Origin of the sequence: Acinetobacter sp. 161(2023) (assembly GCF_037027805.1) — a bacterium.
Taxonomy (GTDB): domain Bacteria; phylum Pseudomonadota; class Gammaproteobacteria; order Pseudomonadales; family Moraxellaceae; genus Acinetobacter.
Window position 1 is genome coordinate 199,769 of sequence record NZ_JAZEYD010000001.1, and the last position, 17,491, is coordinate 217,259.

Here is a 17,491-nt window from a genome sequence, read left to right on the forward strand (position 1 = left end):
ATTAAAGGGAATTTAAAAGTGCTGCTTTAGAAAGCAGACAAAATTTTTATACGCGCGCTTGGCGCAGCATCAGGAGTTGCGGATGATGTCTTGCTTGAGTAGGCTGGGCAAACAAGTAATTCGTTTTCATCTCTAGACCGTGAAATAATAAGTTTGATGGTTTGCTGGTAATCTTGATATTTAGATATATCACATCTAAACAACGATTACACCTTGTGCAAAATTCTTATAGTAATTTTAATCCTAGAAATTAGGAAATAATTTTCTAATTTTGCATAGTTTTATATTTTTGAGAAAATAATTTTCATATTTTTGCCATATTAAGGTAAAAGGAATTGCATGATCTCAATAAGGCAAAAATAAATGTAGTTATAACTCTGCCCACTTTCGCATTAGATTATGGTAAATATTAGTGAGCTTAATCACTTCGCTATGGTTATCACCCAACTGTATTCTAAGGTTTTGTACAGTTTGATCTAAATTAAAGAGCATGTGACGTTCAGCCTCATCACGCACCATACTTTGTACCCAGAAAAAAGAAGCGATACGACAGCCAGCAGTAATCGCAGTCACTTCATGTAAACTCGTAGAGGGATATAAAATCATATCTCCTGCTGGTAGCTTTACTTCGTGATAGCCATAAGTATCTTCTACGACAAGATCACCACCTTCATATTCATCAGGTTCACTTAAAAATAAAGTGCATGACAAATCAGTTCTAAGTCGCTCATTCGTACCCCGTATGCGACGAATAGAATTATCTACATGAAAACCAAAAGATTCCTGATTTTCATAACGATTAAAAAGTGGAGGAATGATATCAAGTGGAATTGCGGCAGATAAAAATAATGGGTGCTTGCCTAGTGCTTCAAGAATAATATTGCTGAGATGGTGGGTAAGAGGATGATCTTCAGGTAATTGCTGATTGTGTTTTACCGTTGCAGAAAGTGTACCAGCGGTTACTTTGCCATTGACCCATTCGATCTTCTCCATTTCATCACGAAAATATTGGACCTGTTCTTTACTCAATACGTTAGGAATATGGTGGATCACGGTGATACCTGCGAGTAATAATAGTAGAAAATTAAAATAGCCTCTAACAATAGAGGCTATTTTATATCAGAACCCATAAAAATATTATGGGATTCTAATTTAACTTAGTATTTAAAGTTAATCGCTAGCACGGCACTACGACCTTCTGCTTCGGTTACATAATGTGAAGCATAAGCTTTTGGGAAGTAACGTTTGTCAGATAAATTGTTTAGGTTAAGCTGTAAATTAACATTTTTATTTACGTCATAACGAGCCATAGCATCGTAACGAACATAGCCTGGAACATATTTGGTATTTGCAGCATCACCATATACTTTATCCATAGCGACTGCGCCAGCACCTAATGTAAATTCTGGTAATACTTTATATGTTGTCCAAAGAGTTGCTGAATTTTTAGCTACATTTTGTACTTGATTACCGTTTGTTGGGCTTGGAACATAGTTGCCGTTACTATCTTTAGCATATCCACCATCAACGATTTCACTATCTAAATAAGTGTAACCAGCAGAGACTGCCCACTTTTCAGTAATATTACCATTCGCACCTAGTTCAATACCGTCAACACGTGTTTCACCAATATTTCTTGTGAAACCGTCTGTGCCTAAAGCACGAGTATTGGTTTTTTCAGTACGGAAGATCGCAGCAGTTAAGTTTAAACGGTCATTTAATACATCCCATTTAGTACCTAACTCATAAGTTTTAACTTCTTCTGGCTTAAGATTGTTAATCGCTCTTGCTTGTTCATCGGTTGTGTTACGACCTGGAACACTAATTCCTTCTGAACCATCACCAGCATCTACGCCTACCGGATTAGCTGAAGTTGCATAACTCAAATAAATAGAGCCATTCTCAACAGGTTTAAATGTCACACCTGCTTGATAGTTAAAGAAGTCATTGCTTGAGCTGTACTTTGTGCCAGCTTTAATAGATCCTGAATCTTTATTATATTTTTGATCTGTTTCAAATTTATCCCAACGTAGACCAAGATCGATCAACCATTGAGGTGTAATTTCAATATTGTTTAATGCGTAAATTGACTGGGTCTTTGATGTAATATTAGAAACATTTGGATTTGCTTGAATATTTCCTAACCATGGATCATTTGGATTAGGGTTGTTTAGGTCAGTACACCAGCCATTTGAATTAGCAAGTGAACAAGCATTGGTTGAGCCACTACCTGTAATATTTGGGGTATTTGGATCAGTTACGATGTTTGTGCCACGGTCTGAATCTTGCTTGCTATATTCAGCACCAACATTAAATTTATGTTTAAGAAAACCTGTGTTGAACTTACCTTTTAATGATAACTGGTCAGTAAAACTGCTCGTATCGGTAATATTTGTGTTTGCACGACGCCAAACCTTACCATTTACGATATTACCTTGGCTGTCATCTGGTTGAGTCCATAAATAATTATTTTTAGATTTGCCATAAACAGCTGTATTGCTAAGCGTCAAATTATCATTTAGATCATGCTCAAGCTTAATTGTACCAATCTGGTTCTCTTGTTTTTGAAAATCACGATTTTTCCAACCGTAATAGGTACCTTGTTTAACATCAACTGGTTTACCGGCAGTTGCTTTTTTCACTGCATCATATTGGTAAGGCACACCTGAATCAGGTGTATCATCAGTTTTTAAATAGTAGTAGCTCAGTGTTCCGCGGGTAGCGCTATCTAAACCGAAACTAATACTTGGTGCGATACCAGCACGTTTATATTCAGCACCATTACTTTGTCCAGCTTTGTCATTTTGGTGTCCCATTACTACAACACGGGCAGCAACTCCATTACCAAAATCTTTATTGCCATCTAAAGTGACACGAGCGTAGTTATCTGTGCCTCCAGCAACAGAACCCTCAAGTGAATCACCTTTTTTAGCGACTTTAGTAATCAGGTTAATGCTACCGCCTGAAGTACCTGCACCACCCAAAGCAGATGCAGAACCTTTAATGACTTCAACTTGGTCGACAGCAAACATTTCACGGTTTTGAGAAGTTGCATTACGAACGCCATCTACATACATCGAACTTTCTGAATTGTAGCCGCGAATGAAAGGACGGTCACCATTTGGGTTGCCACCTTCACCTGCACCTAAAGTAATGCCAGGAACTGTACGTAATGCATCTGCTAAAGTTGTTACTTTCGTATCTTCAATAAGTTGTTTTGAAATAACTGAAACTGATTTTGGAGTATCTAAAAGGGGAGCTACGAATTTAGAATTTGCTGACTGATCTACTTTTAAAGATTCTTCTTGAGTCGCTTGAGCATGAATCGTTGGTAATTGTGAAATTGCTTCTTGTGCCATGGCTGTTGTTGCGATCATTGATAACGATGAAGCTATCGCCGATGAAACAATTTTTTTACGTGTTCTAATCAAAGACATGACTTCAGGACTCTAAAACTAAAAGGTTATGCGAATAATAATAATTCTTATTTATATGTACAGTTTGTGTTAATTGGATTTGCCAATCGAATTGTGAAGATAAAGTGAATGATTGAATGGGTAATTGTACTTTTATGTAGCTAATCTACTGATTCTTAGTAAGTGTTTATAAAAGCGATTAAATTTGGATTTTGATTGTAATTTTAGATTTATGAAGAATAACTAAAAAATTAGTTTTACTTAAGGCTTTATGAAAAATATTTAAAGAATCATAAAATTACTGTGAAATTTACGAGAATAACGACCTTAACTTAAATGAAGTGGTCGGTTAATTTTGTATATCTGGAAAGTTGTCATATAATACAGCACTTTTAAAAAAACTGTTCCTACTCACTAATTTTTATCGAGGAAGCCATGCAAGTAACGACTGAAGCGGTTTCGGGCGTTGCCCGTCGTTTAAATGTTTCTGTACCGACGAGCCGTATTAACGAGCAATTTGAAGCTCGTTTGAAACGCACTGCCAAAACTGTGAAGATCAACGGCTTCCGTCCAGGTAAAGTGCCTGAAAACGTTGTTCGCCGCGAATACGGTGCGGGCATTTATCAAGAAGTTGTAAATGACATCATTCGTGATAGCGTTTTTGAAGCAATTCAACAAGAAAAAATCAATGCGGTAGGTATGCCGAACATTGATAAAGTTGAACATAAAGAAGATGCTTTAGTTTTCGAAGCGACTGTAGAAGTTTATCCAGAAGTTGCAGTACAAGCATTCGATGGTTTAGAAGTTGAACGTAAAACAGCTGAAATTAAAGATGCTGACGTTGATGCTATGATCGAAAACTTGCAAAAGCAACGTCAAACTTGGGCTGTTACCAAGGGCATGGCGAAAAAAGACATGCAAGTGACTTTTGACTTTGAAGGCACTATCGACGGTGAAAAGTTTGAAGGCGGTTCTGCTGAAGACTTTAAACTCGTATTAGGCGCAGGTCGTATGATTCCTGGCTTTGAAGACGGCATCGTTGGCATGAAAGCTGGTGAAGAGAAAGTAATTGATGTTACTTTCCCTGAAGACTACCAAGCTGAAAACTTAGCTGGTAAAGCAGCTCAGTTCAAAATCACTGTGAAGCAAGTTGAAAAATCAAAACTTCCAGAAATTGATGCTGAATTCTTGAAAATCTTCGGTGTAACTGAAGAAGAAGGCGTTGAGAAATTAAAAGCTGACGTTCGTAAGAATATGGAACGTGAAGTTCGCAATGGTTTACGTAACCAAGTTAAACAAGCTGCTTTTGATGCACTTGTTGCTGCGAACGAAGTTGAAGTTCCAACTGCAATGGTTGCTCAAGAAATTGACCGTCAACGTCAACAAATGGTTCAACAGTTCACTCAACAGTTCGGTGGTGCAGGCGCGCAATCTTTTGACAAGAGCATGCTTCCTGACGAATTGTTCAAAGAGCAAGCAGAACGTTCTGTTAAGCTTGGCGTATTAGTGAGCAAAGTTTTAGCTGACGCTAAACTTGAAGTTGATCAAACTCGCGTTGATGCTTACATTGACGACATGGCTTCTTCTTACGAAGATCCAACTGAAGTAATTGAATACTTCAAAAATGATGCTCAACAACGTGCTCAAATCGAAGCAGTTGTATTAGAAGATCAAGTTGTTGATCACATCTTAGCTGCAGCTAAAGTGACTGACAAACCTGTATCTTATGATGACTTATTGAAAGAACAACAAGCTCGCCGTATGGGCTAATCTTTTAAGAAGTCAGAAAAAGGCGCTTTAGGCGCCTTTTTCGTTTTTCGATATGTGGTTAATTTGAGTGCGACATTAAGTACTTAGGTATAAATAATATAATATTTCAGTGCGAACCTTTTGCAATTTGAGAAATTATCCCGCATATTGTTGCCATAGGTTAAGTCACAAAAAATTTAGGAATAAATAACGTATGTATGTTCCAACAATTGAAAATGCTTTAGTTCCTGTTGTGGTTGAACAATCTTCTCGCGGCGAACGTTCTTTTGATATTTATTCACGACTTTTACGTGAGCGCGTCATTTTTTTAACAGGTGAAGTTGAAGACAACATGGCAAACCTAATTGTTGCCCAAATGTTGTTTTTAGAAGCTGAAAACCCTGATAAAGATATCCACCTTTATATCAATTCTCCAGGTGGTTCTGTGACAGCGGGCATGGCTATTTATGACACGATGCAGTTTATTAAACCTGATGTCGTGACATATTGTATGGGTCAAGCTGCTTCAATGGGTGCATTCTTGTTAAATGCTGGTGCTAAAGGCAAACGCTATTGTCTAGAAAATGCCCGTGTCATGATTCACCAACCATTGGGTGGTTTCCGCGGTCAAGCATCTGATATTGAAATTCATGCGCGTGAAATTCTATTTATTAAAGAACGTTTAAACCGCTTAATGGCAGAGCATAGTGGTCAAGACTACGAAACTGTTGCTCGTGATACCGACCGTGATAACTTTATGACAGCACAGTCTGCTAAAGAATATGGTTTGGTTGATCAGGTGCTAAGTAAGCGTCCATAAGGACCTTCTTATATAAATAACTTGAGATGTTGAAAAAGATCTCCATTTAGTTATTTATGCAGTGCATCTTGCCCTAATATTTAAGATTCTATTTGTGGAGTGAATATGTCCGAACATCCTCAAGGACAAAAACATTGTTCATTTTGCGGTAAAACGCAGTCTGAAGTCGGGAAACTGATTGCAGGTGAGGACGCATATATTTGTAATGAATGTGTGGATGTCTGCTTAGACCTTGTACAAACCAGCCAACAGGTTGAAGCAGGGGACTGGGCGAGTAAGGCATTGCCAAAACCACATGAAATACGTGCTGCGCTTGATCAATATGTGATTGGTCAAGATCTTGCCAAAAAGACATTATCTGTTGCGGTTTATAACCATTATAAACGCCTGAAAGTTGGTCATAATGGCCATGTGTCTAAAGAAGTAGAAATTGCTAAAAGTAATATTCTACTGATTGGACCTACAGGTTCGGGTAAAACTTTACTTGCGCAAACATTGGCTCGCCTTTTAGATGTTCCATTTGCAATGGCAGATGCAACGACATTAACCGAAGCTGGTTATGTGGGCGAAGATGTTGAAAATATTGTACAAAAGCTTTTGCAAAAAGCGGACTACGATGTAGAAAAAGCTCAGAAGGGCATTATCTATATTGACGAGATTGACAAGATTACTCGTAAATCTGAAAACCCGTCAATTACGCGTGATGTTTCTGGTGAAGGTGTACAACAAGCATTGTTAAAAATGATTGAAGGTACAGTAGCTTCTATTCCTCCGCAAGGTGGACGTAAGCATCCGCAGCAAGAGTTTATCCAAATTGACACTTCGAATATCTTGTTTATTTGTGGTGGTGCATTTTCTGGTTTGGAAAAAATTGTACAGCAGCGTCAAGAGAAAGGCGGTATTGGTTTTACAGCTGATGTTAAAAACAAAGATGAAACCAAAAAACTTGCTGAATTGTTCCGTCAGGTTGAGCCGACCGATTTAGTGAAATTTGGTTTAATTCCAGAATTCATTGGTCGTTTACCAGTCATTGCGACGCTTGAAGAGTTGGATGAAGAAGCATTAATGCAAATTTTGACTGAGCCAAAAAATGCATTAACTCGCCAGTATCAATATCTTTTCACTATGGAAAATGTTGATCTGATCTTTGAAGATTCTGCATTGCGTGCTATCGCGAAGAAAGCACTTGAGCGTAATACGGGTGCGCGTGGTTTACGTTCTATTATGGAAAACGTACTGCTTGAAACTATGTACGATTTACCAAGCCGTAATGATGTCGGAACAGTCATTATTAATGAGGCAGTAATTAATGGTGAAGCGGAACCTGTTTATAAGGCAGAGCGCCAACCTAAAGAAGCTGTAACACACGAAAGTGTTGCAAAGGCAGATTTAAAGGTTATTGATTCGAAGTCTGCATAGATTTCATTCATCTAAAAAGCATGAATCGCTCCGGTGATTCATGCTTTTTTTGTTTTCAATTTATGTATGTGGTGTTAATCTTAAAAATACAAAATACGCATAGTTTTGCGATATAGAAAAATCAAAAGAAAACGCTTTGAGGGATGTCATGCGTTATTTAATTATTACCTTAAGTTGTACCGCATTACTCGCCGGTTGCCAAAGTTCATCACACTTAGCAAAAAAATCAGGTGAGCTGACTGCAACCTTACCTAAAGTTGATGTAGATAAAGCACCTGGTGTATTTGATCAATACCATGTCGGTGGTTTTAGTATGGGTGGGTGGGTAAACCAGAAACTAGGTCAGACCTTTGCTCCCGTTAAACCACAAAATGAACAAGCTGCAATAGTGTATCTTTATCGATTAGATACAAAATGGAATCGTCAGGAGATTGCGGCGATTAATCTATTTGTAAATGGCAAACGAATTCCTAGTCTGCTACATAATCATTATTATTGGATTGAATTGCCAGCAGGAAGTTATCGTATTTCTGCAAGTCGGCCTTTATTGGGTATTCATTTTCAAGAACCAAAATATATCGATATAACAGTGAATGCTGGAACGTCTTATTATTTGAAATATGATGAAGAGAACAAAATGGACCGTGGCGAACACATTGGCCCATTTACGTTAATGCAGGACAATATTGGCCGTAGAGAAATTACTTTTACCGAATTGAAATCTTCAAGCTACAATTTCGTGGCAGAAGATGCTTCGGGTAAGATTCGACATAAGCCACAAGAATTAAAACCTGCCAAATATGATGAAAAGTCAGAGGTACATCTGATTAAGCCATTTAAATTATGGAATCCTTTAACTTGGTAATGGCCTACAAAAGATAAAGAAAAGTTAAGACTTTTCTTTATCTTTCATGAGTGGGGCAATAATTTTAAGCATCTCTTCTTGCATATGATCTCGTGCTTTAGGATCATTAAATGTCTGCTGTCCCAACTCCATCATATATTCTGAAATTTGCCCCATAATCTGTACGTTTTTACGCGTAATCGATTGGCCTTCCGGGGTTTTTAAGAACTTAAGATTCGCTTGAATCTCTTCTTCAGAATATGTCTTTAAGTAAATATCTTGTAAGGCTTGTGCAGTTTTAGGGTTGCTGATGAGCTGGTTACTTGAATCTTTTAAGAGTAAACCAAGCTTTTTCGCAGCTTCTTTTTCTTTTGGACCTAAAGTTTTGATGCCCGTGATATTACTAACGATCTGTTCCGCCTGTTGATCATAGTAAGGTGTTAATTCATTAATTGATTCTTTAAGCAGGTAATCAATTTGGCTCATTTGCATGAGTTCTTTGACTGAACTTAATTTGGCAGGAGAAGCAAATAAGCTTGTCGTAATGCAGCTTAGGCAGAGGCTGATTGAAAGATTTTTAAGAATAGGGCGAATAGTCATGAAATGACCTATATTCAATATATGGCGAGAGAGTGCATTTATTAATAGCACAGATTGAAGAAGTAATTGTTACAATTCTTTTCGGATTTTAAAATAAAAAAAGAATGCATAAAAAAAGCACCGAATTCGGTGCTTTTCTTGATTAGCCTGCCGCAGCGTCGACTACTGGGATTTTACCAATTTTTGCTTGCCAGATTTTTGGAGCAATTGCATGAATTGATGTACCGTTTACATCAACTGCAACAGAAACAGGCATATCTTCAACTACGAATTTGTAGATGGCTTCCATACCTAAGTCTGCAAACGCAACAACTTCAGCTTCGCGCACAGCTTTAGAAACTAGGTACGCTGCGCCACCAACTGCCATTAAGTAAGTTGCTTTGTTATCTTTGATTGCTTCAATTGCTGTTGGGCCACGATCAGCTTTACCAATCATACCGAATAGACCAGTATGCTCTAATACTTTACGTGTGAATTTGTCCATACGTGTTGCAGTTGTAGGACCAGCAGGACCAACGACTTCATCACCCACTGGATCAACAGGGCCAACGTAGTAAATGAATTTACCTTTAAGATCAACTGGTAACTCTTCACCATTGTCGATCATTTCAACCATACGTTTGTGAGCAGCATCACGACCTGTGTACATTGTTCCGCTAAGAAGTAATGTATCACCTGGTTTCCAAGAATCCATTTCTTCTTGAGTAATGGTATCAAGGTTTACACGTTTAGACTTTGAAGAATCCCAAGTTACAGATGGGTAATCTTCAAGTTTTGGTGCGTGAATATGAGCTACACCTGAACCATCAAGCTGGAAGTGAGCATGACGAGTAGCAGCACAGTTAGGAATCATACCTACTGGTTTACCAGCAGCGTGACATGGGTAATCTTTAATTTTAATATCAAGAACAGTGGTTAAACCGCCAAGACCTTGAGCACCAATACCAAGTGCGTTTACTTTTTCAAAGATTTCGATACGAAGTTCTTCGATTTTGTTTTCTGGTCCACGGCGAAGTAATTCGTCCATGTTGATTTCTTCCATGAGCGCTTCTTTAGCAAGCATCATGGCTTTTTCAGCAGTACCACCAATACCAATACCGAGCATACCTGGAGGACACCAGCCAGCACCCATTGTTGGTACAGTTTTAAGTACCCAATCAACAATCGAGTCAGATGGGTTAAGCATTGCAAGTTTAGATTTGTTTTCTGAACCGCCACCTTTAGCAGCAACAGTAATATCTACTTTGTTACCCGGAACGAGTTTGTAATGAATTACAGCAGGGGTATTATCTTTTGTATTTTTGCGACCAAATGCAGGGTCAGCAAGTACAGATGCACGAAGAACGTTGCTGTTTTCAAGGTAACCTTGGCGAACACCCTCATTTACTGCATCGTCTAAGCTCATTGTTAAATCAAATTTAACATCTAAGCCCACTTCAAGGAAAACGTTAACAATACCAGTATCTTGGCAAATTGGACGATGACCTTCCGCACACATGCGAGAGTTAATTAGAATCTGTGCAATTGCATCCTTTGCAGCTTGGTTTTCTTCGCGATCATAAGCACGGCTCATCGCTTGGATAAAGTCTTGCGGGTGATAGTACGAAATAAACTGTAGGGCGTCCTTGATCGATGTAATCAAGTCATCTTGTTTGATAATCGTTGTCATACCAGAAAATCTCTTGAGCGGGCTGTTAGCTAGCGGGCTAAATTATATGACAAAAATACCGTGTTGTGGGAGATTGGTTGATCTTTTGACCGAAAGTCGCATAAGAAGATTTGAAGTGATTTAAAAAGTGAAAAATAGGGAAATTATTTGTTTTTGCACCATTAAAATAAAAAAAGCCATTTGAGCGGACATCAAATGGCGAGAGGTAGAACTAGATAAAATTATATTAATTATTTGGCAGCTGCTTGTTGCTCTGCCTGAATTGCTGTTAATGCAATGGTAAAGACGATGTCATCTACTAATGCTCCACGAGACAAGTCATTAACTGGCTTGTTCAAGCCTTGCAGCATTGGTCCAACGCTTACCACATTGGCAGCACGTTGTACCGCTTTGTAAGTGGTATTACCCGTATTTAAATCTGGGAAAATAAATACATTGGCACGGCCAGCAACGCGTGAGTCTGGTGCTTTTTGACGTCCCACACTTTCAACTGAAGCTGCATCGTATTGAAGTGGACCATCAATCAGTAAATCAGGGCGGCGTTGCTGTGCAATTTGAGTTGCTTGTTGCACTTTTTCAACATCAGCACCAGTACCAGACGTACCAGTTGAATAGCTGATCATAGCAATACGTGGGTCAATTCCAAACGCTTTAGCTGAGTCAGCAGACTGAATTGCAATTTCAGCAAGCTGATCGGCTGTAGGGTCTGGGTTAATTGCACAGTCACCGTACACATAGACTTCATCTGGTAAAAGCATGAAGAATATGGAAGAAACCAGTGAATAAGAAGGTGCGGTTTTAATCAGCTGGAAGGCAGGGCGTACCGTGTTGGCGGTTGTGTGAACTGCGCCAGAAACCAAACCATCTACATGATCTAGCGCCAGCATCATGGTGCCAAGAACTACGGTATCTTGAAGTTGTTCTTTTGCTTGAAGCTCGTTGAGTTTACCTTTACGTAGCTCAACCATTGGCCCCACATATTGATCGCGAATACTGTCAGGGTCGACAATTGCCAATCCGGCAGGTAATTCAATACCACGTGCTTTTGCAACATCTTGTACCACATCTGGTTTAGCCAGCAAAATACAGTCAGCAATACCGCGTGCCTGACAAATTGCCGCAGCTTGAATGGTGCGTGGTTCATCACCTTCAGGTAGTACAATCCGTTTTTTCGCTGCAATCGATTTTTGTACAAGTTCATGACGAAAAGCCGATGGTGACAGGCGAGGGGTAGCTGCATTGTTACTGTGCTGCTTAAGCCACTCGACATCAATATGACTTGAAACAAAACGAGTCACTTGTTCTGCACGTTCAGTATCATCGACGGGAATTTCATTACCAAAGTCAGATAAACGCTGAGCAGTTTCTAATGTATTGAGACGTGTATGTAAAATTGGTAAGCCTTGCTTGATCGCATTTTGGCAAAACTCTAAAAGCTCAGGAGCAGGGGCTTCACGTTCAGTCAGTACCAAGCCTGCCAGTGGAATACCATTACTGGTGGCCAGACTACTTGCCAGTAATACGTCGGTACGTTCAGAGGCACTAATAATCAGCTCGCCTGCAATAAACTTATTTAGTTCATATTCAATGCTTGACGCAATTAAACTCGAATGCAAAATACGACGTGTTTTAGCTTCACCTTGATGTACCCATTGCCCATCAATCACATTCGCAATATCTAGGGTTCTCGGTACGCTCAGCGTATTACTAAATGGAACTAAACCAATAATTGGTAAATCTTTCGATCCAAAATAACGATTATATTTTTGCAATTCGGTCGTAAATTTTGCGATGTCTTCGGTTGGTCGTAACGATGGATCAAACGCAACAGGAATTTGTGCTGTTTCTTCGGTTAATCCACGGGTACGCATAAAGAGTACACCAGCAGTACGATTTGACGCTGCACCGCCAAACTGGCGTAAATGAGCATCAACTTTTTCTGCTGCTTTTTTCGGGTTTTGAATATCTGCTGTACTGACTAATACGACTTCTGCATCAAGTGCTTGTGCAAGACTCGCGTTAAGTTCACTTGCGAAGTGGTCTTGTCCGTTTGGTAATAAGCCTTCCACAATAATGACATCATGGTCTGCTGCAACACTGCGATGTAGACTCACAGCTTCTTCAAGTAATTCATCTACTTCGCCAGCGGCAATAAGCTGAGTTAACTTTTCATGCGAAATAGATTGAACTGTTTTACCTTGAAATAAATGACCGAATAATGAAGTTGTTCGGTCAAGCTGCTCTTGGTCTTCTTGAGAAAATGGTTTTAAAAAGCCGGCTTTAATCCCGTTGCAATCAAGTGCGTAAATCATGCCTAAACAGGCAGAGGTTAAGCCAACCCCTTCACCTGTAGGAATCAATAAAATTGTATTCATATAAACCTATAAATAAATGAATATCGAGTTTTCGCTAAGATCTGATTAAGCAAGGCTTGCTACAGATGCTATATTTTCTGCCGCTTCTACAACTTGACGAGTTTCTTTGGCAATACGGCCTTCTTCATCTGTTGGAATGACCCAAATTTGCGGACCTGTTCCATTGTCGATTCGGCCTTCAGTACCACGTTTTAAGTTGTTGTTTTGATCTTTGTCGAGCTGCAAACCAAAATGAGGTAAATACGCTAAAGTTTTTTCACGAATATAAGCTGAGTTCTCACCAATACCGCCTGTGAAAATTAAACCGTCCAGACTTGGTAAGCCACAGCTTAATGCTGCAAGTGATTTTGCAAGGCGATAACTAAAGACTTCTATTGCAAGACTAGCATCTTCATTGCCATTTTCTGCCGCCTCAATGACGGTACGCATGTCATTAGACAATTGCGATAAGCCAAGTAAGCCACTTTCGTTATTTAAAACTTTATCAATTTTAGCCAAGTCCCAACCAAGATTTTTAGCAAGGAAGCTATGTAAGCTTGGGTCAACGTCACCACTACGCGTTCCCATCACCACACCTTCAAGTGGAGTAAGGCCCATAGACGTATCAACACTTTCTCCGTTCCATACTGCACAAGTTGAACTGCCGTTTCCTAAATGAGCTGTTAACCATCCACCTTTTTTCAGGTTGCCTGCGAGCTCACTTGCTTTGTCAGATACATAGGCGTGGCTTGTACCATGGAAGCCATAACGGCGAACATTGTGGTCAGTATATAAAAACTTAGGAATTGCATAACGGTAGGCATGCGGTGGCATGGTTTGATGGAATGCAGTGTCAAATACGGCAACTTGAGGTAATTCAGGAAATAGGCGCATCGTTGCTTCAATCCCGATTAAGTGGGCTGGGTTGTGAAGCGGTGCAAGAGGTGTGGCTGCACGAATACGATCTATAATTTCAGGGGTAAGTAATTCAGCTTTGGTGAGGCTTCCACCATGTACAACACGGTGACCGATTGCTTGAGGTTTATAATTTGCAAGACGTGCAAGTAAAGTTTCTAAAGCTTTGGCGTGGTCAGCATAGGGAATCGAAAGCTCTAGTGGTTCTCCACCGACTGTAATTCCTTTAATACGAGCATCAGCTGCCCCTAAGTTTTCTGCTAAACCATAAATACGATCTTCACGACGATCTGAAACCAGTGCGTATTTGATAGATGAGGAACCGCAATTAATAACTAATACTGATGTAGCCACGTTGAAATACCCAAGTCCTGATATAAAAATAGTTTTCCTAACTTCCTGATCAAAATACATTAATTTCAATATGTACAAAGAGCAGGTTGTGATGTTTTAACATGTGTTGTTTTTCTGTCCAAGATAGACTTTAGCCCATTAGACTTAAGCACTATCGACCATCAAATTTTTTATAACTAATATTGGTTCAGTATAAATCTTAACCACTGTATTCATTGTTTTTTTGTAGAAGAATTAAACAGTTTTTTGTATATATTTATGAAAACTAAATTTCTATTTAATGGAATTTTCAAATATTTGGTATAAATTATTAGGGAAAAATAGGTGCTTTTATTTTAATCAAACTTGAGGAATGTATTACAAATAATATACGTAATTGAAATTAATTTTTAATAGTTAATATATAGGACAAAAAGAATAAATTATAAACATTTTTAATATAAAACTAAGTATAAAAAAGTCAGTGCCTATATATTTATAAAGATGTTTTATTGCTTTGATATTATGAGAAATTTCTCATAGTTATTAGGGTTTAATGCGCCCGTAAATATAGTCAAAAATAAAACCAGTCTCTTGTGTGAAACTTAAACATTATTTGTCTTTAATGCTAAGGCCTAGAGTACTACTTAGAGTTATAAGGGCTTGCATGTCGCTTTTTGCCTGAATAATATTATTCATCCTTTTTCAAATGATCATAAAAAATATATCATTTGGTCTATTTTTATTTTCCGGCTTATCCGGTTGTACAGGAGCGTCCTGCATGGACTTGCCGAACCCAATACTGGCAAAAGTGACCGAACGTGTCATCGCACGTAGTCAAAAAACTCGTTCTGCATATTTACAGCGTATTGAACATGCACAAGGCAAATTTCCTGCTCGTGGAGCACTTTCATGTGCCAATCTGGCTCATGGTTTTGCCAGCATGGAAGATAATGAAAAATTAATTATTAAAGTAGGTCGTGAGCCAAATATTGGGATTGTATCTTCATATAACGAAATGCTCTCGGCTCATGCACCCTATAAAACATTTCCAGATTTAATTAAAACAGCCGCTCGTGAAAATGGGGGAGTAGCACAATTTGCTGGTGGTGTACCCGCAATGTGTGATGGTATTACCCAAGGTAATGCCGGCATGGAACTGTCATTGTTCTCTCGTGAAACGATTGCAATGAGTACAGCGATTGCATTGTCTCATAACATGTTTGACGCGGCATTGTGTTTGGGTGTTTGCGACAAGATTGTACCGGGCTTACTGATTGGTGCTCTGCAGTTTGGCTATTTACCTACTATTTTTGTGCCTGCTGGCCCAATGAGTAGTGGCTTATCTAATGATGAGAAAGCCAAAATTCGTCAACAATTTGCAACGGGTCAGGTTGGACGAGATGCTTTGCTAGAAGCTGAGTCAGCTGCTTATCACGGACAAGGGACTTGTACATTTTACGGGACAGCTAACAGTAATCAGATGCTAATGGAAGTGATGGGTTTACATTTGCCAAGTGCTGCATTTGTTCATCCTCACACACCATTACGTGATGCACTTACCGCAGAAGCTGCGATTCGTGTACTTGATTTAACAGTTGAGCGCGGCAATTACACGCCGATTGGTCATGTTGTCGATGAAAAAGCAATTATAAACGGCATTGTGGCGTTACTCGCTACAGGCGGTTCAACGAATCATACTTTGCATTTGATTGCGATTGCTCGCGCCGCTGGCGTCTTGATTGACTGGGATGACTTTGATGAATTGTCGGCTGTTGTTCCATTGCTTGCAAAAATCTATCCAAATGGTAAAGCCGATGTAAACCACTTTCAGGCTGCGGGTGGGGTTGCATTCCTCATTCGTAACTTACTTGAAGCTGGTTTGTTGCATAACGATGTAACGACAGTGGCTGGTAAAGGTTTGCAGCATTACACCAAAGAACCAAAACTGATTGATGGCAAGCTCACTTGGGTTGATGGTGTGGTTCAAAGCCTTGATGACAAGGTTCTACGTAGTATTGATGAGCCGTTTCAACCAGATGGCGGCTTGCGTTTAATGCAAGGTCGCCTTGGCCGTGGTGTTATCAAGATTTCTGCTGTTGCGCCTGAACATCGTAAGGTTAAAGCACCAGCAATTGTGTTTGATTCTCAAGAAGCAGTGCAAGCTGCATTTGATCGTGGTGAGTTACACCGAGATTTCATTGCTGTTGTTCGCTTCCAAGGTGCACGTGCGAATGGTATGCCTGAATTGCATCGCTTAACGCCTGTGTTGGGTGTTTTACAAGATCAAGGTTTTCATGTTGCTTTAGTGACTGATGGGCGTATGTCTGGTGCATCAGGCAAAGTTCCTGCGGTAATTCATTTATCTCCAGAAGCCTTATTAAATGGGCCGATTGCTAAAGTTCAAACTGGAGATATGTTGGTCATTGATGCTGAAGCTGGCGTACTCGATATTGAGCTAGATGAAGCTGTTTGGCAGTCGCGTCCTGTTGCTCAGCCAGAACATCAGGCAGAAAACGAAGTTGGCTTTGGCCGTGAATTATTTGGTGTTTTCCGTGCTGCTGCTGCGCCAGCTGAACATGGAGCATCTGTATTTGGTGCATTAGTTGGTGAAACTTCACCAGAGCAGATTTGAGTCAAAGGAACTGAAAAATAATGATTAAAATTGAAGATATCGTCAAATTAGGCCCAGTCATTCCAGTATTGGCATTTGATTCTGCCGAGCAAGGTGAAGATGTATCACGTGCTTTACATGCTGGTGGTGTAAAAGTGCTTGAAATTACGCTGCGTACCGCTGCTGGTCTTGCTGCTATTGAGCGTGCTAGTCAATTGGCTGATGACATTGTGGTGGGTGTAGGAACAATTACTAAACCAGAACATTGTGCCCAAGCTAAAAAAGCAGGTGCTCAATTTGGTGTTTCTCCTGGTTTGACCAAAGATTTGCATTTAGCTGCACAAGATGCTGGCTTACCTCTATTGCCGGGTGTGATGACACCAAGTGATCTGATTCAGGCGATTGAGTTGGGTTATGAGATTGTGAAGTTCTTTCCAGCTCAACAGGCAGGTGGAGTCGAGATGCTAAAAGCATTTTATGGTCCATTTCCAAACTTACGTTTTTGCCCTACAGGCGGAATTACGGCAGAGTCAGCGCCAGATTTCTTAAAACAACCAAACGTAGTGTGTGTAGGTGGTTCATGGTTGACGCCTAAAGCTGCTGTAGCTGCACAACACTGGGCTGAAATTACTCGCTTAGCGCAAATTGCGAGTCAGTTGAGAGCATTGTAAATGTAGTCAATATTTATAAAAAATGAAGTGCATTCTATGTGCTTTAAGGCTGTATTGAGGTGGCCAGTTTGTGCTGGTCACACCTAA

Annotated in this window: 12 protein-coding genes and 1 pseudogene; 6 read left to right on the forward strand and 7 right to left on the reverse strand. The window is 39.6% G+C overall.

Translation table 11 applies throughout. The features are described from left to right. Positions 1 to 369: 369 nt before the first annotated feature. Positions 370 to 1,053 (reverse strand): Fe2+-dependent dioxygenase, encoded by a 684-nt coding sequence (locus tag WA249_RS00975; RefSeq protein WP_336165989.1) that lies wholly within the window; start codon positions 1,051 to 1,053, stop codon positions 370 to 372. A gap of 104 nt (positions 1,054 to 1,157) precedes the next feature. Further along, the gene (locus WA249_RS00980) at positions 1,158 to 3,437 is read right to left on the reverse strand and encodes a TonB-dependent receptor (RefSeq protein ID WP_336165991.1); all 2,280 of its coding nucleotides are present in this window, start codon (positions 3,435 to 3,437) and stop codon (positions 1,158 to 1,160) included. A gap of 414 nt (positions 3,438 to 3,851) precedes the next feature. Between WA249_RS00980 and tig the strand changes: the two genes are divergently transcribed. From tig to WA249_RS01000, 4 genes are all read left to right on the forward strand, one after another. Further along, positions 3,852 to 5,186: a trigger factor gene (gene tig / locus WA249_RS00985; protein ID WP_336165992.1), complete on the forward strand. Its 1,335-nt coding sequence runs from the start codon at positions 3,852 to 3,854 to the stop codon at positions 5,184 to 5,186. Positions 5,187 to 5,379: 193 nt separating this feature from the next. Next, positions 5,380 to 5,985, forward strand: a complete 606-nt coding sequence (gene clpP, locus WA249_RS00990) for an ATP-dependent Clp endopeptidase proteolytic subunit ClpP (protein WP_003654845.1) — start codon at positions 5,380 to 5,382, stop codon at positions 5,983 to 5,985. A gap of 105 nt (positions 5,986 to 6,090) precedes the next feature. Next, positions 6,091 to 7,404: an ATP-dependent Clp protease ATP-binding subunit ClpX gene (clpX, locus tag WA249_RS00995; RefSeq protein WP_252610432.1), complete on the forward strand. Its 1,314-nt coding sequence runs from the start codon at positions 6,091 to 6,093 to the stop codon at positions 7,402 to 7,404. A gap of 148 nt (positions 7,405 to 7,552) precedes the next feature. After that, a complete protein-coding gene (locus tag WA249_RS01000) occupies positions 7,553 to 8,269 on the forward strand; it encodes a DUF2846 domain-containing protein (RefSeq protein WP_336165993.1) in 717 nt (238 codons plus the stop codon). A 24-nt stretch (positions 8,270 to 8,293) separates the two neighbouring features. Here the strand turns inward: WA249_RS01000 and WA249_RS01005 are convergent, their stop codons facing one another. The 5 genes and pseudogenes from WA249_RS01005 to WA249_RS18930 all read right to left on the reverse strand — a co-directional run. Next, positions 8,294 to 8,848 (reverse strand): DUF2059 domain-containing protein, encoded by a 555-nt coding sequence (locus WA249_RS01005; RefSeq protein WP_003654848.1) that lies wholly within the window; start codon positions 8,846 to 8,848, stop codon positions 8,294 to 8,296. Positions 8,849 to 8,990: 142 nt separating this feature from the next. Beyond that, entirely contained in the window at positions 8,991 to 10,517 is a 1,527-nt protein-coding gene (locus WA249_RS01010; protein WP_016139315.1) for a fumarate hydratase, read from the reverse strand. A gap of 230 nt (positions 10,518 to 10,747) precedes the next feature. After that, a complete protein-coding gene (gene pta / locus WA249_RS01015; protein WP_336165995.1) occupies positions 10,748 to 12,892 on the reverse strand; it encodes a phosphate acetyltransferase in 2,145 nt (714 codons plus the stop codon). Between the two features lie 45 nt (positions 12,893 to 12,937). Beyond that, positions 12,938 to 14,140, reverse strand: a complete 1,203-nt coding sequence (locus tag WA249_RS01020) for an acetate/propionate family kinase (protein ID WP_336165996.1) — start codon at positions 14,138 to 14,140, stop codon at positions 12,938 to 12,940. Beyond that, positions 14,122 to 14,191, reverse strand: a pseudogene (locus tag WA249_RS18930) (hypothetical protein); the annotation flags it as partial. The pseudogene WA249_RS18930 and the gene WA249_RS01020, both read right to left, overlap by 19 nt. A gap of 709 nt (positions 14,192 to 14,900) precedes the next feature. Between WA249_RS18930 and edd the strand changes: the two are divergent. Together edd and eda are read left to right on the forward strand one after the other, a co-directional pair. After that, positions 14,901 to 16,754: a phosphogluconate dehydratase gene (gene edd / locus WA249_RS01025; RefSeq protein WP_336165997.1), complete on the forward strand. Its 1,854-nt coding sequence runs from the start codon at positions 14,901 to 14,903 to the stop codon at positions 16,752 to 16,754. A gap of 20 nt (positions 16,755 to 16,774) precedes the next feature. Continuing rightward, on the forward strand, positions 16,775 to 17,404 hold the full coding sequence (gene eda / locus WA249_RS01030) for a bifunctional 4-hydroxy-2-oxoglutarate aldolase/2-dehydro-3-deoxy-phosphogluconate aldolase (protein ID WP_336165998.1): 630 nt from the start codon (positions 16,775 to 16,777) through the stop codon (positions 17,402 to 17,404). Positions 17,405 to 17,491: the final 87 nt, after the last annotated feature.